The 21078-nt window shown below is 72.6% G+C and carries 19 protein-coding genes and 1 pseudogene; 6 read left to right on the top strand and 14 right to left on the bottom strand.

Annotated elements, in window-relative coordinates; all coding sequences use genetic code 11:
* Together BZY54_RS32810 and BZY54_RS32805 are read right to left on the bottom strand one after the other, a co-directional pair.
* The coding region (locus BZY54_RS32810; RefSeq protein WP_086728957.1) for a class II 3-deoxy-7-phosphoheptulonate synthase at nt 1–1344 on the bottom strand (1344 nt) is incomplete at its 3' end.
* Nucleotides 1345–1435: 91 nt separating this feature from the next.
* Nucleotides 1436–2353, bottom strand: coding sequence for a glycoside hydrolase domain-containing protein (locus BZY54_RS32805; protein ID WP_244217461.1), 918 nt, complete (start codon nt 2351–2353; stop codon nt 1436–1438).
* A gap of 470 nt (nt 2354–2823) precedes the next feature.
* Here BZY54_RS32805 and BZY54_RS55650 point away from each other — a divergent pair, with 470 nt between their 5' ends.
* Entirely contained in the window at nt 2824–2886 is a 63-nt protein-coding gene (locus tag BZY54_RS55650) for a trp operon leader peptide (RefSeq protein ID WP_107419882.1), read from the top strand.
* A 113-nt stretch (nt 2887–2999) separates the two neighbouring features.
* Nucleotides 3000–4922, top strand: coding sequence for an anthranilate synthase family protein (locus BZY54_RS32800; protein WP_086728955.1), 1923 nt, complete (start codon nt 3000–3002; stop codon nt 4920–4922).
* On the opposite strand, the gene BZY54_RS32795 is transcribed toward BZY54_RS32800, so the two are convergent.
* From BZY54_RS32795 to BZY54_RS32775, 5 genes are all read right to left on the bottom strand, one after another.
* Nucleotides 4874–5869, bottom strand: a complete 996-nt coding sequence (locus tag BZY54_RS32795; protein WP_086728954.1) for a 2-hydroxyacid dehydrogenase — start codon at nt 5867–5869, stop codon at nt 4874–4876. The genes BZY54_RS32800 and BZY54_RS32795 overlap by 49 nt on opposite strands.
* 139 nt (nt 5870–6008) lie before the next feature.
* Nucleotides 6009–7037, bottom strand: a complete 1029-nt coding sequence (locus BZY54_RS32790; RefSeq protein WP_086728953.1) for a 6-phosphofructokinase — start codon at nt 7035–7037, stop codon at nt 6009–6011.
* Nucleotides 7038–7208: 171 nt separating this feature from the next.
* Complete coding sequence (locus BZY54_RS32785; protein WP_086728965.1) at nt 7209–7868, bottom strand: response regulator; 660 nt, start codon at nt 7866–7868, stop codon at nt 7209–7211.
* Between the two features lie 98 nt (nt 7869–7966).
* Nucleotides 7967–9205, bottom strand: a complete 1239-nt coding sequence (gene macS, locus BZY54_RS32780) for a MacS family sensor histidine kinase (protein ID WP_086728952.1) — start codon at nt 9203–9205, stop codon at nt 7967–7969.
* Nucleotides 9206–9271: 66 nt separating this feature from the next.
* The gene (locus BZY54_RS32775) at nt 9272–10033 is read right to left on the bottom strand and encodes a lysophospholipid acyltransferase family protein (RefSeq protein ID WP_086728964.1); all 762 of its coding nucleotides are present in this window, start codon (nt 10031–10033) and stop codon (nt 9272–9274) included.
* Nucleotides 10034–10327: 294 nt separating this feature from the next.
* Between BZY54_RS32775 and BZY54_RS32770 the strand changes: the two genes are divergently transcribed.
* Together BZY54_RS32770 and BZY54_RS32765 are read left to right on the top strand one after the other, a co-directional pair.
* On the top strand, nt 10328–11107 hold the full coding sequence (locus BZY54_RS32770; RefSeq protein ID WP_086728951.1) for an alpha/beta hydrolase: 780 nt from the start codon (nt 10328–10330) through the stop codon (nt 11105–11107).
* The gene (locus tag BZY54_RS32765; protein ID WP_086728950.1) at nt 11100–11807 is read left to right on the top strand and encodes a hypothetical protein; all 708 of its coding nucleotides are present in this window, start codon (nt 11100–11102) and stop codon (nt 11805–11807) included. Before BZY54_RS32770 ends, BZY54_RS32765 begins: the two co-directional genes overlap by 8 nt.
* Nucleotides 11808–11940: 133 nt before the next feature.
* On the opposite strand, the gene BZY54_RS32760 is transcribed toward BZY54_RS32765, so the two are convergent.
* The 6 genes from BZY54_RS32760 to BZY54_RS32735 all read right to left on the bottom strand — a co-directional run bounded on the left by BZY54_RS32760 (nt 11941) and on the right by BZY54_RS32735 (nt 17233).
* Nucleotides 11941–12684 (bottom strand): endonuclease/exonuclease/phosphatase family protein, encoded by a 744-nt coding sequence (locus BZY54_RS32760; protein WP_086728949.1) that lies wholly within the window; start codon nt 12682–12684, stop codon nt 11941–11943.
* Nucleotides 12685–12789: 105 nt separating this feature from the next.
* The gene (locus tag BZY54_RS32755; RefSeq protein WP_086728948.1) at nt 12790–13743 is read right to left on the bottom strand and encodes an ROK family glucokinase; all 954 of its coding nucleotides are present in this window, start codon (nt 13741–13743) and stop codon (nt 12790–12792) included.
* A 110-nt stretch (nt 13744–13853) separates the two neighbouring features.
* Entirely contained in the window at nt 13854–14381 is a 528-nt protein-coding gene (locus BZY54_RS32750; protein WP_086728947.1) for a DUF5304 domain-containing protein, read from the bottom strand.
* A 57-nt stretch (nt 14382–14438) separates the two neighbouring features.
* Nucleotides 14439–15608 carry an ArsA family ATPase gene (locus BZY54_RS32745; RefSeq protein ID WP_086728946.1) on the bottom strand — a complete coding sequence of 390 codons (1170 nt, stop codon included), beginning with the start codon at nt 15606–15608 and terminating at the stop codon, nt 14439–14441.
* 232 nt (nt 15609–15840) lie between these two features.
* Nucleotides 15841–16284 (bottom strand): SRPBCC family protein, encoded by a 444-nt coding sequence (locus BZY54_RS32740; RefSeq protein WP_086728945.1) that lies wholly within the window; start codon nt 16282–16284, stop codon nt 15841–15843.
* A gap of 151 nt (nt 16285–16435) precedes the next feature.
* Nucleotides 16436–17233 (bottom strand): metallophosphoesterase family protein, encoded by a 798-nt coding sequence (locus BZY54_RS32735; RefSeq protein WP_086728944.1) that lies wholly within the window; start codon nt 17231–17233, stop codon nt 16436–16438.
* Between the two features lie 317 nt (nt 17234–17550).
* Here BZY54_RS32735 and BZY54_RS32730 point away from each other — a divergent pair, with 317 nt between their 5' ends.
* Nucleotides 17551–19347 (top strand): AMP-dependent synthetase/ligase, encoded by a 1797-nt coding sequence (locus BZY54_RS32730; RefSeq protein WP_086728943.1) that lies wholly within the window; start codon nt 17551–17553, stop codon nt 19345–19347.
* 82 nt (nt 19348–19429) lie between these two features.
* On the opposite strand, the gene BZY54_RS32725 is transcribed toward BZY54_RS32730, so the two are convergent.
* On the bottom strand, nt 19430–20572 hold the full coding sequence (locus BZY54_RS32725; RefSeq protein ID WP_086728942.1) for a glycosyltransferase family 4 protein: 1143 nt from the start codon (nt 20570–20572) through the stop codon (nt 19430–19432).
* Nucleotides 20573–20743: 171 nt separating this feature from the next.
* Between BZY54_RS32725 and BZY54_RS32720 the strand changes: the two are divergent.
* Nucleotides 20744–20966, top strand: a pseudogene (locus tag BZY54_RS32720) (hypothetical protein); the annotation flags it as partial.
* Nucleotides 20967–21078 lie beyond the last annotated feature (112 nt).

The following is a 21078-nucleotide window of genomic DNA, read 5'->3' as shown; positions in this document are numbered from 1 at the left end:
GCGGTACATCTCCGCGACCAGGAAGGCCAGGTCCAGCGACTGGCTGCGGTTGAGCCGCGGGTCGCAGGCCGTCTCGTAGCGCTGGTGCAGGTCGTCGACGAAGATCTCGTCGCCGCCGCCCACGCACTCGGTGACGTCGTCACCGGTGAGCTCGACGTGGATGCCGCCCGGGTGGGTGCCGAGCGCCTTGTGCACCTCGAAGAAACCCTTGACCTCGTCGAGCACGTCGTCGAAGCGGCGGGTCTTGTGCCCGGAGGCGGCCTCGAACGTGTTGCCGTGCATCGGGTCGGTCACCCAGGCCACGGTCGCACCGGAGGCGGTGACCTTCTCGACCAGCTCGGGCAGCCGGTCGCGGACCTTGTCCGCGCCCATCCGCACGATGAAGGTCAGCCGGCCGGGCTCGCGGTCCGGGTCGAGGCGCTCGATGTACTGCAGCGCCTCCTCGGCCGCCGTGGTCGGGCCGAGCTTGATGCCGATCGGGTTGCGGATCTTCGAGGCGAACTCGATGTGCGCGTGGTCCAGCTGACGGGTGCGCTCGCCGATCCACACCATGTGCGCCGAGACGTCGTACAGCTGTCCGGTGCGCGAGTCGACCCTGGTCAGCGCCGACTCGTAGTCGAGCAGCAGCGCCTCGTGCGAGGAGTAGAACTCGACGGTCTTGAACTCCTCCGGGTCGGTGCCGCAGGCCCGCATGAAGTTCAGCGCGTTGTCGATCTCCCGGGCGAGCTGCTCGTAGCGCTGGCCGGACGGGGAGGACTTCACGAAGTCCTGGTTCCAGGCGTGCACCTGGCGCAGGTCGGCGTAGCCGCCGGTGGTGAAGGCGCGCACCAGGTTCAGCGTGGAGGCGGAGGCGTGGTACATCCGCTTCAGCCGCTCGGGGTCCGGGACGCGGGCCTCTTCGGTGAAGTCGAAGCCGTTGACGGAGTCGCCGCGGTAGGTCGGCAGCGTCACGCCGTCGCGGGTCTCGGTCGGCTTGGAGCGCGGCTTGGAGTACTGGCCGGCGATCCGGCCGACCTTCACCACCGGCACCGAGGCGGCGTACGTGAGCACGGCGCCCATCTGGAGCAGGGTCTTGAGCTTGTTGCGGATGTGGTCGGCGGACACCGCGTCGAAGGCTTCCGCGCAGTCGCCGCCCTGGAGCAGGAACGCCTCGCCCCTGGCGACGGCTCCCATCCGGGCGCGCAGCTCGTCGCACTCGCCCGCGAAGACGAGCGGCGGATACGACTCGAGGTCCGCGATCACTGCGCGCAGAGCCTCGGGGTCGGGGTACTCGGGCTGCTGCGCCGCGGGCAGGTTTCGCCAGGTGTTGCCAGCGCTCGCGCTGGTCTTAGCGTTCACGGTCACCTTCTCAACACTACGGGGTCGCTCAGCCGGTCCATTCATCTGCTCATCCAGTGAGACAGATCGTGCACCGTCGCGGACACTGGGTGGCCCCTCACGTGCCGGTGCCGACGTCCAGCTGGTTGCGGTCGACGCTGATCCTCACCCCGCCGTAGGTCTCGGACCTGTCGCCCGCGTACTGGTGCACGCGCTGCCGGTGGGCCCACAAGGTGCCCGGCAGGGCGGTGTCGGTGGTGACGGCCCGGTCGTTCCAGCGGGCGAAGTGGATCACGTCGGGCAGGGTGGTCTTCGTGGCGTTGTCGACGAGGTCGGCGACCAGGCAGGAGACGTTGCCGTACGCCCCGGAGCGGTAGCCCAGTTGGTGCAGCCGCTCGGTCCAGGCCCGGAGATAGCCGAGCACCCGCGTGGTGAGGGTGCCGCCGGGCGTGTACTGCTCCAGGTTGTCGTAGAGCACCGAGCCCTTGCCGAGCCCGAGGGCGGCGGCCTCGGCGACCGCGTCCTCGGCGGCCGCCCTGCCCTGTCGCGCGGGATCGTCGATGGACGAGCAGGCGCCGGTGCAGCTGCCGGCGGACCCGGAGGGCTGCGGGCCGACGTACAGCGGGAAGAAACGCCATCCTTTGGAGTACCGGGTCCGCACCCACTCGGCGGTCAGGTTCGGCTGGGCGCAGCCGCGGTTCACACCGCCGATGTAGATGCCGATCGCGCCGTAGGGCGAGGCGGTCTTCCAGGCGTCCATGGCCGCCCGGCTCGGCGCGGCACAGGTGTCGAAACCCTTGCCGCGGTAGGCGATGGCGTCGGTGGGCAGGGCCGGGGCGGCCGGCGTCGTGCCGGGCTGCTCGGCGCGGGCGGCGGCGACCGGCAGCCCGGCGCTGTCCAGGATCCGCCCGATCCGGGCGCGGTCCTCGCGGTAGGGGGCCGTGACGGCGATCGGTTCGGCGGCCGCCGTCGCCCGGAAGACGTGCGCGGTGCGGTTCTCGATGACGGATGCCTTCGTCCCCGTGGCCGGCTGCACCCAGAGCGCCTCCGTGCGGCCGGTGACGTGGGCGGGGCAGTTCTGCTGTTCGCCGGGGGTGCCGAGGTAGACGGCGTGCCGGTCGAAGCGGACACAGGCCGTCGGGTTCCGGCCGAGGTCGACGACCGGCCAGTCGGCGGGGACGGTGAAGGTGTGGCCGCGGTAGGCGACGGTCTTCGTGGCGTCGTCGGACGCGACGCGGGCGACGGCCGGCGATCCGGCGCCGAGCGCCCCGCAGGCGCTCAGCGCGGTGAGCGCGCGCAGGGCGCGCCCTCCGGTCCGGCGGGCCCGCCCTGCCGCGTGCGGCGATCGTGGTGCGGAAATGTCGTCCTCCTCGGTCCGGCACGGGTGACGGACGCGCTCCTTCCACCGCCCGCGCCCGCCGGAAACCGGCGTGTGGTGCGTCCGGGGGACGAGACCGGCGGCCCGGACGCGGCCCGGACCCGGACGGCGTGCGGTAGGGTGCGGGCATGTTCGCGCACCCTACCCAGAACCAGAACTGGTGGTGGACCGCTTCTCCGGCGGCCCGCTGACTGCGCGTATCCCACACACTTCGCGAAGGCCGCCCGAGGGGCGGCCTTCGGTGTGTGCGGCACCCGGGTCGTTCCTCACCGACATCGACCGACATCGACGGAAGAGGAACCCCATGGACCTTGCACAGCTGCTGCACGATCCCCGCCCGTTCGCCCTGCTCCGGCGCCGCGCCCCCGGACACGATCACGATCTGGTCGAGCTGCTCGTCGGGCAGGTGAGCACGCGGGAGCGCCTGGCCGAGCTGCCCGAGGAGGGCCTGGCGCTGGTCCCGTTCCGTCAGATCCGCGAGCGCGGCTTCGACGTCCGTGACGACGGCACCCCGCTGACGGTGCTGACCCCGGAGGAGTCGTACACGATCCCGCTCGCCGAGGCGCTGGCGCAGCTGCCCGCGCACGAGGTCCGGGTCGAGGGCGGTGGCTTCGACGTCGGCGACGAGGAGTACGCGGAGATCGTCGGACGGGTGCTGCGCGACGAGATCGGTGCGGGCGAGGGCGCGAACTTCGTGATCCGGCGGACGTACGAGGGCCGGATCCCCGGGTTCGGCAGGTCCGACGCGCTGGCGCTGTTCCGGCGGCTGCTGGAGGGCGAGCGGGGGGCGTACTGGACGTTCGTCGTGCACACCGGGAACCAGACGGGGCCCGAAGGGCCTTCCGGGCGCACGCTGGTCGGCGCCAGCCCCGAGGTGCACGTCCGCATGTCCGGCGGCACCGTCGTCATGAACCCGATCAGCGGGACGTACCGCTACCCGGCCGAGGGGCCCACCCCCGAGCACCTGCTCGGCTTCCTCTCCGACGGCAAGGAGATCGAGGAGCTGTCGATGGTCGTCGACGAGGAGCTCAAGATGATGTGCACCGTCGGCGACATGGGCGGCGTCGTGGTCGGGCCGCGGCTGAGGGAGATGGCGCACCTCGCGCACACCGAGTACGAACTGCGCGGGCGGTCCTCGCTGGATGTGCGGGAGGTGCTGCGGGAGACCATGTTCGCGGCGACCGTCACCGGGTCGCCGGTGCAGAACGCCTGCCGGGTCATCGAGCGGTACGAGCCCTTCGGACGGGACGGTGTGGGCCGCGGCTACTACGCCGGCGCGCTGGCCCTGCTCGGTCGGGACTCCGGCGGCGCCCAGACCCTGGACTCCCCCATCCTGATCCGCACCGCCGACATCGACGCGAGCGGGCGGCTGCGCGTGCCGGTCGGTGCGACCCTCGTGCGCGGCTCGGACCCGGCGAGCGAGGTCGCCGAGACGCACGCGAAGGCCGCGGGGGTGCTGGCGGCGCTGGGCGTACGGCCCGCCCGGCCGCGCACGGAGCGGGCGCTGCCCCGTCTCGCCGACGACCCGCGGGTGCGGGCGGCGCTGGACGGGCGCCGGGTCTCGCTGGCGCCGTTCTGGCTGCGCATGCAGGAGCGGTCCGACTCCCTGCGGGGCCACGCCCTGGTCGTGGACGGCGAGGACACCTTCACCGCGATGCTCGCCCATGTGCTGCGCTCGTCGGGACTCGATGTGACCGTCCGCCGCTACGACGAGGACGGGCTGCGGGAGGCGGTGCTCGCCCACGAGGGGCCGCTGGTGCTCGGGCCGGGACCCGGCGACCCCTGCGACCTGGCCGACCCGAAGATGCGCCTGCTGCGGGCACTGGCCGCCGAGGTGATCGCCGAGCACCGGTACGGCGTCCTCGGCGTCTGCCTCGGGCACGAGCTGATCGCGGCCGAGCTGGGCCTGGAGATCGTCCGCAAGGAGGTGCCGTACCAGGGCGCGCAGACGGTCGTCGACCTGTTCGGGCGCCCGGAGACCGTCGGCTTCTACAACAGCTTCGTGGCGCGCTGCGACGACGAGGCGCACACGGAGCTGGCCGCGCACGGCGTCGAGGTCGGCCGGAGCGCGGCCGGTGAGGTGCACGCCCTGCGCGGGCCCGGCTTCGCGGGCGTGCAGTTCCACCCGGAGTCGGTGCTGACGCTGAACGGGGCCGCGATCGTGACCGAGCTGGTGGGTCAGCTGTGCGGCACCAGCACATTCTCCGAGCGGCGGCCCGCCCGGTAGTCGACGACGTTGCGCACCGTGGCGTCGACGATCTGCCGGACGGCGTCCTCGGTGTAGTAGGCCTGGTGGGAGGTGACGAGGACGTTCGGGAAGGTGACCAGGCGGGCCAGGATGTCGTCCTCGATGGCCTCCAGGGACCGGTCGACGAAGAACACGCCCGCCTCGGACTCGTACACGTCCAGCCCGACACCGGTGAAGCGGCCCTCGCGCAGTTCGGCGACGAGGGCCGCGGTGTCGATCAGCCCGCCGCGGCTGGAGTTCACCAGGATCGCGTCGTCCTTCATCGCCTTCAGGGCGGCCGCGTCGATCAGGTGCTGCGTCTGCGGCATCAGCGGGACGTGCAGCGAGACCAGGTCGGACTCGGCGAGGAGCTGTTCCTTGTGGACGTACTTCATGCCGAGTTCCATGCAGGCGGGGTTCTCGGCGATGTCCCAGCCGAGCAGCCGCATGCCGAAGCCGTGGGCGATCCGGGCGAACGCCTCGCCGATCTTGCCGGTGCCGAGCACACCGGCGGTACGGCCGTGCAGGTCGCGGCCCATCAGCCCGTCGAGCCGGAAGTCGAAGTCACGGGTGCGGATGGTGGCCCGCAGGATGCGCCGGTTGACCGCGAGGGCGAGCGCCCAGGCGAACTCGGCGACGGCGTGCGGCGAGTAGTACGACACCCGGGCGACCGTCATCCCGAGCCGCTCGGCGACGTGCAGGTCGATGTTGTTGAAGCCGGTGGACCGCTGGGCGATCATCCGGGTGCCGCCCGCCGCGAGCATCTCCAGGACGCGGCCGCCGAGTTCGGCGTTGACACTGGTGGAGACGATCTCGTAGCCGGCGGCGATGGGGGCGGTGTCCTCGTTGAGGAAGACGTCCAGGCAGCGGACCTCGTGGTGGTCCCGGAAGGCGTGCTCGATCAGGGGTTTCTCGTCGGCCTGCACTCCGAAGGCCAGAATCTCCATCACGGCTCCCGTTCTGGTGGGGTATGGGCCGAATATACGGCCCATACCCCACGCGATCCTCGCGGTACCGGTCCGGGGAGAAACGGAGAGGGGACCCAGGAGGGAGAACGGAGAGGAGACGGGCGGGGACCGGGTGAGGTCAGCCGAAGAAGACCCCGACCTCCTCGTACAGCTTCGGGTCCACCGTCTTCAGCTTCGCGGTGGCCTCGCCGATCGGGACGCGGACGATGTCGGTGCCGCGCAGGGCGACCATCCTGCCGAAGTCGCCGTCGTGGACGCAGTCGACGGCGTGCAACCCGAAGCGGGTGGCGAGCCAGCGGTCGAAGGCGCTGGGAGTGCCGCCGCGCTGGATGTGCCCGAGGACGGTGGTCCGCGCCTCCTTGCCGGTGCGCTTCTCGATCTCCTTGGCCAGCCACTCGCCGACGCCGGAGAGGCGGACGTGCCCGAAGGAGTCCAGCGAGGAGTCCTTGAGGACCATCTGGCCGTCCTTGGGCATGGCGCCCTCCGCGACGACCACGATCGGGGCGTAGGAGGCCTTGAAGCGGGAGGTGATCCAGGCGCACACCTGGTCGAGGTCGAAGCGCTGCTCGGGGATGAGGATGACGTTGGCGCCGCCGGCGAGACCGGAGTGCAGGGCGATCCAGCCGGCGTGCCGGCCCATCACCTCGCACACCAGCACCCGCATGTGCGACTCGGCGGTGGTGTGCAGCCGGTCGATGGCCTCGGTGGCGATGCCGACCGCGGTGTCGAAGCCGAAGGTGTAGTCGGTGGCCGACAGGTCGTTGTCGATGGTCTTGGGCACGCCGACGCAGGGCACGCCGTACTCGTCGCTCAGCCGGGCGGCCACACCGAGGGTGTCCTCGCCGCCGATCGCGATGAGCGCCTCCACGTCCTGCTTGGCGAGGTTGTCCTTGATGCGCCGGATGCCGTCCTCCTGCTTGAGGGGGTTGGTGCGCGAGGAGCCGAGGATGGTGCCGCCGCGGGGCAGGATGCCGCGTACCGCGGGGATGTCGAGGCGGACGGTGTCGTTCTCCAGGGGCCCCCGCCAGCCGTCCCGGAAGCCGACGAAGTCGTAGCCGTACTCCTGCACGCCCTTGCGGACGACGCCCCGGATGACGGCGTTGAGTCCGGGGCAGTCGCCGCCTCCGGTCAGTACTCCGACCCGCATGGAAATGTCCCTTCGCCGCGGTTGCCTGGTGAAGGTCACGCTAACGGTGACGCACGTCACTTCGGCATGGGCGGGAAAGTCAATTCCGGTGAAATGCCCGGTAGTTGATCACGGTGAATCCACCCGAAAGAGTGCCTTCGCCGCGTAGGAAAGTTAACGAGGGCGCTGCTCTCAGTCGCCGTCGAGCCCCCGTTCGATGGCGTAGCGGACCAGCTCGACGCGGTTGTGCAGCTGGAGCTTGCCGAGGGTGTTCTGGACGTGGTTCTGGACCGTGCGGTGGGAGATGACCAGGCGCTCGGCGATCTGCTTGTAGCTCAGGCCCTTGGCGACCAGGCGCAGCACCTCGGTCTCGCGCTCGGTGAGCCGGGGCGCCTTCGGCTCGTCGGACCCGGCGCCGCTCCCGGGGGCGGGGGCGGGTTCGGCGGCCAGACGGCGGTACTCGCCGAGGACCAGTCCGGCCAGACCGGGGGTGAACACCGGATCGCCGACGGCGGTACGGCGCACCGCGTCCAGCAGTTCCTCGGTGGAGGCCGACTTCAGCAGATAGCCCGTGGCACCCGACTTCACGGCCTCCAGCACATCGGCGTGCTCCCCGCTCGCGGACAGCACGAGGACGCGCAGGGCCGGGTCGGCGGCGACGAGCTCCTTGCAGACCTGGACACCGGGCTTGGCGGGCAGGTTGAGGTCGAGGACGAGCACGTCGGGCGCGGCGGCCCTGGCGCGGCGCACCGCCTGCTCGCCGTCGCCCGCGGTGGCGACCACCTCGAACCCGGACTCGGTCAGGTCGCGGGCGACGGCGTCCCGCCACATCGGGTGGTCGTCGACCACCATGACCTTGACCGGCCCGCCCTGGTCCCGCTGCGCGGCCGCTTCCCGGTGCGCGCCGGTCTCCCGCTGTCCGCTCGTCTCCGGTTGCCCGCCCATCGGCGTCATCGGCTCTCCGCCTTCCCCCGCGCCCGCTCGGCCTGCTTCGGTACGTTCAGTTCGACCTCCGTGCCCTGGCCGGGCACCGAGATCAGTTCGGCGGTGCCGCCGATGTCGCGCAGCCGGCCCCGGATCGACTGGGCGACGCCGAGCCGTCCCTCGCCCTCGGCCTGGGCGAGCCGCCCCTCCGGGATGCCGGGCCCCTCGTCCCGCACGGTCACGAGCACCGACTCCGGCTCCTCCTCGACGAGGATCCAGGCCCGCGCGTCCTCGCCCACGTGCTTGCGGACGTTGTCCAGCGCGGCTCCGACGGCCGCGGCCACCTCCCGGGCGACGGCGGCCGGCAACAGGACCGGCGCGCCCGGTTCGGCGAGGCTGACCCGGGAGCCGGCCCAGTGGGCCAGCAGGGAGCGCAGATCGACGGGGCCGCTCTCCTCGCGCTCCCCGTCCGCCTCGTCGTCCACCATCCGTACGACCGCTCCCTGGGCCGTGTCCTGCGAGACCCGGGAGACGGGCACGAGCCCACCGGAGACCAGAGTGCGCAGGGCCACCTCCTGCTCCCCCGCCAGCCGGCCCAGCTCCGCCGCCTCGCCGCCGATGACCGCGCCGCGCCGCTGCACCATGGCCAGCACCTGCAGCACGCCGTCGTGGATGTCCCGGGCCAGGCGCTCCCGTTCACGGGTGGCGGCCTCGATCTCCAGGGCGCGGGCGAGGGTGCGCTCGGAGGCACGGGCGACCTCTACGACGTAGCCGATGGCGATCGAGGCGACCCAGACCAGGATCACGTTGTGCACGGTGTCGCGGGCCGGGCCGCCGCGCTCGACCAGGTTGGCGGCGGCGACCGCGGTGGAGGCGACGGCCGCCCAGCGCCAGCCGCCCTTGACGGCGAAGGCGAGGACGGAACCGGCGGTCCATATCGACGGCAGGGTCGGGCCGCCGTCCACGATCCGCGCGTGCGTGTCGGCGAGGGGGGTGAGGAGGATGCCGGTCACCGCCAGCGCGAGGTCCACGGCGAGGAACGCCCTGGTGCAGCTCGCGGCGTTCGCGACCCTGGGCAGGGTGGCGAGGGTCCACAGGAAGAGCACGCAGTAGTAGGCGACGGCGATCCAGGGGCGGGGGAAGCGGTCGTAGGCCGTGGCGAACAGGCCGACCGCGTAGAGAACGGTCAGCACCCGGTAGCCGGCGAGCGCACGCCACAGCGGCTGCTCCACCGACATCCTCATGACACGCTCACGCCTGGGCATGCCCCCCCTTTGTTGCTGTCCCGCCCGCTGTGCGGTCCCCTCCTCGCTGTGCGGTCCCCTTCCCGCCTACTGCGCGTTCTTCTCCTTCTCGGCCTGATCCTTCGCGGCCTGGGCGAGCGCGGCCTTCGCCGCCTTCTCCGCCTCCTTCCCGGCCTTCGCCGCCTCCGCGATCTGCCGCTTGGCGGCGGTCGCGTAGATGTCGACGTACTCCTGGCCGGAGAGCTTCATGATCTCGTACATGACCTCGTCGGTCACCGCGCGCAGCACGAAACGGTCCTGTTCCATGCCCTGGTAGCGGCTGAAGTCGAGCGCCCTGCCGATCCGGATGCCCGGACGCATCAGCTTGGGGACGACCTGCCCCGGCGGCTGGATCTTCTCCGTGTCGATCATGGCGACCGGGATGACGGGAGCCCCGGTGGCCAGCGCCACGCGGGCCAGACCGCCCGGCTTGCCGCGGTAGAGGCGGCCGTCGGGCGAGCGGGTGCCCTCGGGATAGATGCCGAACAGCTCGCCGCGCTCCAGCACCTCGATGCCGCTCTTCACCGCCGCCTCGCCCGCGCCACGCGCGCCGGAGCGGTCCACGGGGAGCTGGCCGACGCCCTTGAAGAACGCGGCGGTGAGCCGGCCCTTCACCCCCGGCGTGGTGAAGTACTCGGCCTTGGCGATGAACGTGACCTTGCGGTCGAGCACCGCGGGCAGGAAGAACGAGTCCGAGAACGACAGGTGATTGCTCGCCAGAATGGCGGGGCCCTCGGCCGGGATGTTCTCCATGCCCTCCACCCAGGGTCTGAAGGCGAGCTTCAGCGGCCCCCCGATGGCGACCTTCATCGTGCCGTAGAACAACCGAGTGCCTCCTGTGCGTGTCGATCAGACCATAACCCGGAAGTGGCGCCGAAGGAGCCGACGGCCCTGGTCGGTGGCAGTGCCGTCGCGTACGGTGAAGTACCTGCAATCGACGAAGTACCCGCGATCGACGGCCGCGTGCCGCCGACGCCCCCCTGCCCCGACGAACACCCGTCTTCGACGTCCACCGTCCCGGACACGCACCGTCCTGGACGAACACCGTCTCGGACGACCGCTGTCATCGACGTGCCGAGCCCACTTCACGAACAGGAGACCGACGTGCCGGTCCTCCCCGGAGCCGAGCCGTTCCGCCACGAGGGCGGGGAGGTCGGCGTCCTCCTCTGCCACGGCTTCACCGGTTCCCCCCAGTCGCTGCGCCCCTGGGCCGAGTATCTCGCCGAGCGTGGCCTGACGGTCTCGCTCCCGCTGCTGCCCGGGCACGGGACGCGCTGGGAGGACATGGCGATCACCGGCTGGCAGGACTGGTACGCGGAGGTGGACGGCGAGCTGCGCGCCCTGCGCGAGCGGTGCGCGCAGGTGTTCGTGGCCGGGCTGTCCATGGGCGGTGCCCTGGCGCTCGGGCTGGCGGCCAAGCACGGCGACGCGATCGCCGGGGTCGTGGTGGTCAACCCGGCGAACAAGGTGCACGGCCTGTCCGCGTACGTCCTGCCCGTCGCCCGGCACCTGGTGCGCACCACGAAGGGCATCGCCAGCGACATCTCCAAGGAGGGCAGCGCGGAGCTGGGCTACGACCGGGTGCCGCTGCACTGCGCGCACTCGCTCCGGACCTTCTTCCGGCTGGTCGACGGCGAGCTTCCGCAGGTCACGCAGCCTCTGCTGCTCCTGCGCAGCCCCCAGGACCACGTGGTGCCGGCGGCCGACTCGGCCCGCATCCTCAGCCGGGTCTCCTCGGTGGACGTGACCGAGGTCCTGCTGGAACACAGCTACCACGTCGCGACGTTGGACAACGACGCGGACCGGATCTTCGGGGAGAGTTTCGACTTCATCGGCCGGATCGCACCCAGTGTCGGCAAGGAAGGGACGGCGGCAGGTGGCTGAGCACGACTCCGACCGCGAGGGCCGCGAGAACCGCGAGCCGGTCGAGCCCGCGAGGCCGGCGGCCGACCCGAACCCGCCGGCCGACCCGGACGGGTCCGTGGGTCCGGTCGACCCGGCCGGCTCCGACGGGCCGGGCGCGGACGAGGGCGGCGCCCCCTTCGACGAGGAGGCCGCCTGGGCGGCGATCGTCGCCGGGTACGGCGAGGAGCCGGCGGACCCGCCCGGCGCGCGGCCGTACCGGCCGATCGAGGACCTGATGCTGCCGGATGCGCCGGACGGGGACGACGAGCGGCCCCGGACGGAGCGGCCGAAGGAGGAGGGGAAGCCGACCGCGACCAAGCCGCCGCTCGGCGGCTCGGTCTCCTTCGCGCCGGGCGTGGCGAATCCCGGCGCGGGACCGCGCGACTACGCGCTGCGCGAGCCGTCCGACGAGGACTTCGACGAGGGCGACGAGGGCCACTTCGTGCCGCCGGAGCCGCCGCCGCTGCCCGAGGCGGACGCGGCCGCCAAGTTCGCGTGGCTGGGAGTGATCGGCGGCCCCGTGCTGCTCCTGCTGGCCGTGCTGCTGGGCTGGGACATGACCTGGTGGCTGACCACCCTCTGCATCGGCGGCTTCCTCGGCGGCGTCGTGACCCTGGTGGCCCGCATGAAGCCGGGCGACGACGAGGACGACGACCCGGGCCGCGGCGCGGTGGTGTAGGCACCGGCGGCCGGTCCCGGCGGCCCGGATCGCCGAAGGCCGGGCTGCCGGGGAAGGCGGACCGCCGGGACCGTCGGCAGCAGGGGCTGCCGACCGCTGCTGCCGGTGGCGGGCGGCCGGTGCCGGTGGCGGGCTACGCCGGGATTCTGAGGGCGGCCAGGACCGGGAGGTGGTCCGTGGCCGATCGCAGGTCCTGTTCGGTCACTCCGGGATGGTCGTGGGGGACTCCGCAGCCGAGGACCTCGATGCCGCGGGTGGCGAAGACTGCGTCGATGCGCCGGTGCGGCTCGGTGGCCTTCCAGGTGTGCTCCCCGCCCTGCGGGGCCGTGGCCCAGCCGTCCTGGAGCGCGTCGGCCAGGCGCCGGAAGGTCGGCCCGTCCGGCGCCTCGTTGACGTCGCCGCCGGCGATCGCATGCTCCACGTCCAGCCCGGCCAGCCGGTCCAGGAGCATGCCGCCCTGCTCGTAGCGCTCGTTCCGGTCGAGCGAGAGGTGGCAGCCGAGCACGCCGAGCCGGGCGCCCCCGAAGCGGACGACCGCCGTGGTGAAACCCCTGCGGTGCATCCCCGGGGTGAGCGGCAGCAGCACGTCCTCGGTCCGCTCGACCGTGGCCCGCAACGAGCACAGCAGCGCCGGACCCGCGGCCGTGGCGCCCCCGCTGAGCATCACCAGGTCCGACGCCGCCGCCAGCCGCGCCAGCTTCTTGCGCCAGCGGAAGAACCGGGGCGCCTCCTGGAGGAGGACGAGATCGGGCGCGCAGGCCCTGATCACCCGGGCGAGGGCGCCGGTGTCGTCCCGCATGGACCGGATGTTGTAGGTCAGGACGCGGATGACGGCGGAACCGTCCGGTTCCGTGCGGGAGTTGGGAAGCAGCGCCATGTGGATCAATGTACGCCCATGATCGGGGCGCGAGGTCGGCGGGCGACCGCCGTTCGAGGCGGCCGACCGCCCGGCTCCCCGCGCCCCCTGTACCGCACGGGCGCCCTACATGATCGGGTCGGGCTCCCGGGCGAGGTCCGCCGCGCCCACCAGTCCGGCCTTGTTGCCGAGCTGAGCGGCGAGGACGTCGGCGACCGGACGCCAGTTGCCACCGACCAGCCAGCGCTTGTAGGACTTGCGGATCGGGTCCAGGACCAGCTCGCCCTCGTCGGACAGGCCGCCGCCGACGATGAAGGCGGACGGGTCGAAGAGGGAGGCCAGGTCGGCCAGGCCGGCGCCGACCCAGCGGGCCAGCTCGCGGTAGGAGTCGACGGCGACGGGACAGCCCTGCCGGGCGGCCATCGAGATGTGCTTGCCCTCGATGCCGTCGGGGGTGCCGTTTCCGAGGGCCAGCAGCACCTGGGCGGTCTCGGGGGTGGCGTTGGCACGCTGCTTGGCGTACCGCACCAGCGCGCGGCCGGAGGCGTACTGCTCCCAGCAGCCCTGCGAGCCGCAGCCGCACAGCAGGCCGTCCGGGACCATCCGGATGTGCCCGAACTCGGCGGCCACGCCGAAGTGGCCGCGGCGCAGCTTGTTGCCGATGATGATGCCGCCGCCCAGGCCGGTGCCGAGCGTGATGCAGATGACGTTGCGGTGGCCCTTGCCGGCGCCGAACTTGTACTCGCCCCAGGCCGCGGCGTTCGCGTCGTTCTCCACGACGACCGGGAGGCCGACGCGGGCCTCGACCTTCTCCTTCAGCGGCTCCTGGCGCCAGTCGATGTTGGGCGCGAAGTAGACCGTGGCGCGCTGCCGGTTGACGTACCCGGCGGCACCGATGCCCACGCCGACGATCTCGTGCCCCGCGCGTGCGCCCTCCACCGCCGAGGCGATGGCGTCCACGATGGCCTCGGGCGTGGTGGGGGTCGGCACCTTGAAGGTCGAGAGGATGTTGCCTTCCTCGTCGACCACGCCGGCCGCGATCTTCGTGCCGCCGATGTCGACGCCGATGGTGAGTCCCATGAATCCCTCAGTTTCGGTCGAGCCCCGCTACGGCCAACCGTACCCGAGGCCCTGCCGTCGGATCCGCGTCGTCCACCCGCCGGTCAGGCGAGGCGCCGACGGTGGGACCGTCAGTCCAAGTCGATGCGTTCCCCGCTGCCGGTGCCCTCGCCCCGATCACCGGGTTTGCGCAAGCCGTCCTTCAGATCGTCCGCGAGGTCGCTCGAGCCGGACGTCCAGCGGCGTTCCTGGGCCTGCACGGCCGAGCGGTAGGCGGCGAGGAGTTCGCCGCCGGCCGCGGCGAGGTGGTCGAAGACGTCCGGGTTGCGCTCTATGACGGGCTCCACGGCCGCCTTGGCCTGCTGCACGACCTGCCGCACCACCTGCTGGGCGGCGGGTCCGGCGACCGCGCCGAGCAGCGGCGCCTGCAACGAGGAGAGCTTGTCGGCGACGGTGTCGACGAACCTGCGCAGCTCCTCGGCGGCCGAACCCGGCGGCGGTCCGTACTGCGCACTGCGCCGGGCCTTCTCCGCCGCGAGGTCCTCGGCGCAGGCCGTGGCCCACGCGTCGGCGTCGCCGGTGTGCGGCACCTCGTCGACGGTCTGCTCCTGAGCGACGTCGTCCCGAGCGGCGTCGGACGGTGGGCGCTCTTCGCTCATGGCGGACTCCTGACTACGGTTCGTCCTTCCGACGTTACCCGAACGGGCGGACCGCCTTCATCTCTCGCGGGGCCACAGCGTGGGGTCCGGGGCGAACCGGATCCGCAGCTCACCGTCGCGCAGCGCGGCGCCGTCGACCGTGCACCGGCACAGGGCCGAGGGCAGCGGGACGATCCGGCGGAAGGGGCCGGCGGTGAGCAGGAGTTCGTCCCCGCGCCGGACGAGGTCCAGCTCGTCGCGTACGGCGCCGGGCAGCGGGATGTGCCACACCAGCACGCCGTCCTCGGCGAGCCGGTCGGTGACCGGCCACCGGAGGGGGCCGGGCGCCGCGGTGGCAGCGGGCACGGAGAGGGCGGCGAGGTCGTCCCGGCCGCGCGGATCCCGGCCCAGGTGGACGACCGGATGGACGGCGTGGGTCTCCCGCCACTCCTCCAGGGTCTTGCGCTGCTGGGCCACCGGGCCCGCCAGCCAGGAGTCCGCGGGGGCGTCGGGCAGGACCCGGGCGGCGACCAGCGACTCCACGGGCAGACCGCACACGGCCAGGCCGAGCGTGGCGCCGCGCACGGCGTCGAGGCCGGCCGGGCCGGGCTCGGCGACCAGGCGTACGGCGGTGCCCGGGTCGGCGACGACCGCCTCGACGGCGGCCAGCTCCACGTCCCAGCGGGCGGCGGTCTCGTACAGCCACTCGGCCGGCATGGGCACACCGGCCAGCCGGCCGAGGACCGGGCGCAGCGCGCGGGCCGCCTGCCGCTCGGCCGGGAGCAGCCGGCGCAGATAGCGGCGCAGCTCCGCGGGGAGGGCGAGCAGCGCGAGGGCCTGCGGGGCGGGCGGCAGGTCGACGACCAGCAGCTCGAAGCGCTCCGAGAGGGCCGCGTCGCGCAGTGCCCGCAGCAGGGCCAGCTCCTCGGCACCCGGCAGCGGGGTGACCTCCTCGGCGTCGAGCCGGGCGGCCCCGAGGAGGTCCAGGACGTTCGCCGCGCGGTCCTGGAAGGCGGCGAGGTCGGCGCGGAAGCCGGCGGCGGCGTCCGGGCGCCACGCGGTGAGGTCCGGCGCGACCCGCACCGGCTCCGCCCCCGTCGCCACGCCGAGCGCCGCACCCAGGGTGTCGGTGCGGTCGGCGCTGAGGACGAGGGTGCGGGTGCCCTCGCGGGCGGCGGTCAGCGCGGTGGCCGCGGCGACCGTGGTACGGCCGGAACCGCCCGGGCCGGTGATCAGGAGGGTGCGCATAGGGGTGAACGCTAGCTGTGTTTGACGGCTCGCTCGCCTACGGGGCGCCCGAGCCGATCCCGAGACGACGAACGTGCTCAACGCTCCGCGCCTTCGCGCGTTCGCCGTCTCGGGACCGGCGCGCCCCTTCGGCTCTCTCGCGGCCGGCGCGTGAGGAGACGCGACCTGGAGCGGCCCTTGCCCGGCAGGCAGTGGGCCCTTGAGGCCGGGTGGGGAGCGGCGTGCCGCCCCGCTACTTCTCGCCCGACTCCACCCGCTTCTTCAGGCCTGCCAGGGCCCGGTCGATGATGACCTTCTCCGCCTTGCGCTTGATCATGCCCAGCATGGGGATCTTGACGTCGACGGTGAGGCGGTAGGTCACCTCGGTCGCGCCCGCGCCGGCCGGCTTGAGGAGGTAGGAGCCGTCCAGGGAGCGCAGCATCTGGGACTTGACCAGCGTCCAGGAGACCTCGTTGTCGCCGGTCCAGGTGTAGGCGAGGGTCTGGTCGTCCTTGATGGCGCCCGCGTCCATGACGAGGCGGACCTGCTCGGCGCGGCCGTACTCGTCGGCCTTGAGGACCTCGGCCTCCTTCACCTCACCGGTCCAGTCGGGGTAGCGCGCGAAGTCGGCGATCACCCCCATGACGTCGGCCGGTGCCGCCTCGATCGTGATGCTCGAGCTGGTGTGTTCCGCCATCGCCGTGGCTCCTCCAGATGCGGGCCGGAAGTCGGGTCGTGTGCGCACGTGTGTGCAGCGTGAAGGCTACCGCGCGGGCGGGCGGCGGACTCCACCCCCACCTGCGGACATGACGGGAAGGTGGCGCGAAGCGATCACCCGGTCGACGCGGTCACCATTCGAGGACCCAGGGCCTGCCCGTGCCCGCGAAGTGTCCTACGTTCACGCATTCGGTGGAGCCGATCCGCATGCGCCGCACCAGCGGCTGGTGGACGTGGCCGAAGAGCGCGTAGCGGGGGCGGGTGCGGCGGATGGCGTCCAGCAGCGCGCGGCTGCCGCGCTCGAAGCGGCGGGCCACGGTGTCGTAGACGAGTTCGGGCACGTCAGGGGGGATGTGGGTGCACAGCACGTCGACCTCGCCGACGGCCTCGATCTTCGCCGCGTACTCCTCGTCTCCGATCTCGTAGGGCGTGCGCATCGGGGTGCGCAGGCCGCCGCCGACGAAGCCGAAGACCCGGCCGGCGATCTCCACCCGCTCCCCGTCGAGGACGGTGGTGCCCTCGCGGGCGTACTCCTTCCACAACGGCGGCATGTCGACATTGCCGTAGGTGGCGTACGTCGGAGTGGGGAAGGCGGCGAAGAGTTCCGCGTACTGCCTGCGCACCGCCCGTTCGATCACCTTGGCGCGGTCGCCGTCTATGCCCGCCCACAGCCGGGCGCCCAGTTCGCGTGCCTCGGCGAAACGGCGGGCGGTGCGCAGTTCGACGATGCGGCCGGCGTTCTCCGAGCCGAAGAGGTCCGGGAAGATGCCGCGCGAGTGGTCGGCGTAGTCGATGAAGAGGATCAGGTCGCCGAGGCAGACCAGGGCGTCGGCACCCTCACCGGCCCGGGCCAGGTCGCGGGCGTTGCCGTGCACGTCGCTGACCACATGGATGCGCGTCCTGCCGTCAGGGTCTGGTGTGGGTGGCATGGTGATCAAGCGTAGGCGGAGCGGCGCACTTGTGAACAGTGACGGCCGGAGCCCGTGTTACTGGCCAGTTGTTCAGTGGTTCTACTACTGTGCGCGAAGAAACACCCATCGTGTGACGCAGCGAACATCTCGCCGGGACCCCCTGTCGAAAAAGCCATACCGGCGGGTAACCTCCGGGCAGTCCAGTCGTGCTCTGGATTTCAACCATGAGCCCGAAACGGCTCCTGGCGAAGCCCTGGGCAGCAGATTCGAGCCTTGGACCGCACCGTCGCATCACACAACGTCGTGGCGCCGGCGCCCTATGAGGAGCAGCAGTCTTGCGCGAGTTCAGCCTTCCGGCTTTGTACGAGGTCCCTGCGGACGGGAACTTGACCGACATCGTCCGCAGAAACGCCGCGCAGTATCCCGACGTCGCCGTGATCGCGCGCAAGGTGGGCGGCGCCTGGCAGGACGTCACCGCGCGGGACTTCCTCACCGAGGTGCACGCCGCCGCCAAGGGGCTGATCGCCTCCGGCATCCAGCCCGGCGACCGGGTGGGCCTGATGTCCCGCACGCGTTACGAGTGGACGCTGCTGGACTTCGCGATCTGGAGCGCGGGCGCGATCACCGTGCCGGTGTACGAGACCAGCTCGCCGGAGCAGGTGCAGTGGATCCTCAGCGACTCGGGCGCGACCGCCTGCATCGTGGAGACGGGCGCGCACGCCGCGGCCGTCGAGTCGGTGCGCCAGACCCTGCCCGCCGTGAAGAACGTCTGGCAGATCGACGCCGGCGCCGTCGAGGAGCTGGGTCGCGCCGGGCATGGCATCAGCGACGCCATGGTCGAGGAGCGCAGCTCGCTGGCGAAGGCCGACGACCCGGCGACCATCGTGTACACCAGCGGAACCACCGGCCGTCCCAAGGGCTGTGTACTCTCCCACCGCAGCTTCTTCGCCGAGTGCGGGAACGTGGTGGAGCGGCTGCGGCCGCTGTTCCGCACCGGTGAGTGCTCGGTGCTGCTGTTCCTGCCGCTCGCGCACGTCTTCGGGCGGTTGGTCCAGGTGGCCCCGATGATGGCCCCGATCAAGCTGGGCTGCGTCCCGGACATCAAGAACCTCACCGACGAGCTGGCCGCGTTCCGCCCGACGCTGATACTGGGCGTCCCGCGCGTGTTCGAGAAGGTGTACAACTCGGCGCGCGCCAAGGCGCAGGCGGACGGCAAGGGGAAGATCTTCGACAAGGCCGCCGACACGGCGATCGCGTACAGCAAGGCGCTGGACACCCCGTCGGGCCCGTCGCTCGGCCTGCGGATCAAGCACAAGACCTTCGACAAACTGGTCTACAGCAAGCTGCGCGCGGTGCTCGGCGGGCGCGGCGAGTACGCCATCTCCGGCGGCGCCCCGCTCGGCGAGCGGCTCGGCCACTTCTTCCGCGGCATCGGCTTCACGGTGCTGGAGGGCTACGGCCTGACCGAGTCCTGCGCGGCGACCGCGTTCAACCCCTGGGACCGGCAGAAGATCGGCACGGTCGGGCAGCCGCTGCCCGGCTCGGTGGTCCGTATCGCCGACGACGGCGAGGTGCTGCTGCACGGCGAGCACCTGTTCAAGGAGTACTGGAACAACCCGAGCGCCACACAGGAGGCGCTGGCCGACGGCTGGTTCCACACCGGGGACATCGGCACCCTCGACGAGGACGGCTACCTCAGGATCACCGGCCGGAAGAAGGAGATCATCGTCACCGCGGGCGGCAAGAACGTCGCCCCGGCCGTGATCGAGGACCGCATCCGGGCGCACGCGCTGGTCGCGGAGTGCATGGTGGTGGGCGACGGGCGGCCGTTCGTGGGCGCGCTGGTCACCCTCGACGAGGAGTTCCTCGGCCGCTGGGCCGCCGAGCACGGCAAGCCGGCGGGTTCCACCCCGGCGACGCTGCGCGAGGACCCGGACCTGCTCGCGGCGATCCAGGCGGCGGTCGACGACGGCAACGCGGCGGTGTCGAAGGCGGAGTCGGTGCGCAAGTTCCGCGTGCTGCCCACCCAGTTCACGGAGGACTCGGGCCACCTCACCCCGTCGCTGAAGCTCAAGCGCAACGTGGTGGCGAAGGACTACGCCGACGAGATCGAGGCGATCTACGCGAAGTAGGGCTGCGAGGCGGCCCGCTGCCTCACAGCTCCTCGGGCCACCGGCTCCCCGCCGGCGGCCGCCGCACAGCCTCCCCTGGCCGCTACAGCAGCTCCTCGAGCCGTTCCGCCAGCAGGTCCCAGCGCCACTTCTCCTCGACCCACCGCCGGCCCCGCTCCCCCATGCGGCGGCGCAGCCCGGCGTCCCCGAGGAGGGTGACGATCCGGTCGGCGGCCTGCTCGGGGGAGCCGCCGCGCACGACCCAGCCGGTCTCGCCGTCGAGCACCGCGTCGGGCGCGCCCCCGGAGTCCCCGGCGACGACGGGCAGCCCGGTCGCGGACGCCTCCAGGTAGACGATGCCCAGGCCCTCGACGTCGAGCCCGCCGCGCCGGGTGCGGCAGGGCATGGCGAAGACGTCGCCGGCGCCGTAGTGCGCGGGCAGCTCGGCCCAGGGCACGGGGCCCGTGAAGCGCACCGAACCCGCCACCCCCGTCTCGCGGGCCAGCCTGCGCAGGTCCTTCTCGTACGGCCCGCCGCCGACGATCAGCAGCACCGTCTCCGGCTCGGCGGCCAGGATCCGGGGCATGGCCCGGACCAGGGTGTCCTGGCCCTTGCGCCTGACCAGCCGTGAGACGCACACGACCACCGGCCGGTCGGTGAGCCCGAGCCGGGCCCGCACCTCGTCGCCGCCCGATGCCGGGTGGAAGGTCTTCTCGTCCACGCCCGGGGGCAGCTGCACCATCCGGGCGGCTGCCTCGGGGGTCAGCGCGGTGGCGATCCGGGAGCGGGTGTACTCACCGAGGTAGGTGATCGTGTCCGTCGACTCCCCGATGCGGCGCAGCAGCCGGCGGGCGGCGGGCAGCTGCGCCCATCCGGCCTCGTGCCCGTGCGTGGTGGCCACCAGCCGTTCGCCGCCCGCCCTGCGCAGCGCGGGCGCCATCAGCCCGAGCGGCGCCGCCGCCCCGAACCACACCGACGTGCACCCGTGCTCTCGCAGCAGCCCGGTCGCGCGGCGGGTCGCCGCCGGAGTGGGCAGCAGCATCGTCGTACGGTCGCGTACGACGGTGAAGGGCTGCTCGGCGTCGAACGCGGCCGTCGCCTCGACGCCCTCCCGGGTCCGCTTCCAGGTGGAGGCGTAGACGACCAGCCGCGCCGGGTCCAGCCGCAGCGCCATGTTGTGCAGGAACGCCTGGATGCCCCCCGGGCGGGGCGGGAAGTCGTTGGTCACGATGAGGGTCTTGTGCATCGCCGCCGACCCTATCCAATCCGGTCCCGACGCCCCGGTCGGCCGTGCCTGGCCGGCCCGCGCGGACCCGCCGGGAGATCATGTGGGTTCCGCCAGGGGCTCGGACCGGGCGGGCGCACGGACGGCGGACGGACAGGGAGTGCGGCGGACGAGGCGGGCACGGGACGGCGCCTGGCGGGACTCCTGGCCACCTGGGGCCCGACCCGGCCGGCGCTGCTGCTCTTCGTCCTCGGGGTGCTCGACTTCCCCGGCCCGGACGTGACCGTGGACGTGTCGGTGGTCTACCGGGACTGGCGAGGTGCTGCGGCAGGGCACCTTCCCGGCCGGCGACGCCGCCTGGCAGTACCCGCCCGGCGCGGCGCTCGCGATCCTCTCCCCCGCCGCACTGCCCTTCTCGTGGCGGGCGGACCGCTCGGCGTGACCCTGCTGTTCCGCCGCGACGGCCCGCTGGTGGCCGCCTGCGCGACGGCGGGCCGGGCGCTGTGGCACCACGGTCCCCGGGCTCG

This window comes from Streptomyces carpinensis (genome assembly GCF_002154505.1).
Classification (GTDB): Bacteria; Actinomycetota; Actinomycetes; order Streptomycetales; family Streptomycetaceae; genus Streptomyces; species Streptomyces carpinensis.
This window is presented reverse-complemented; position numbering and strand designations above follow the sequence as displayed.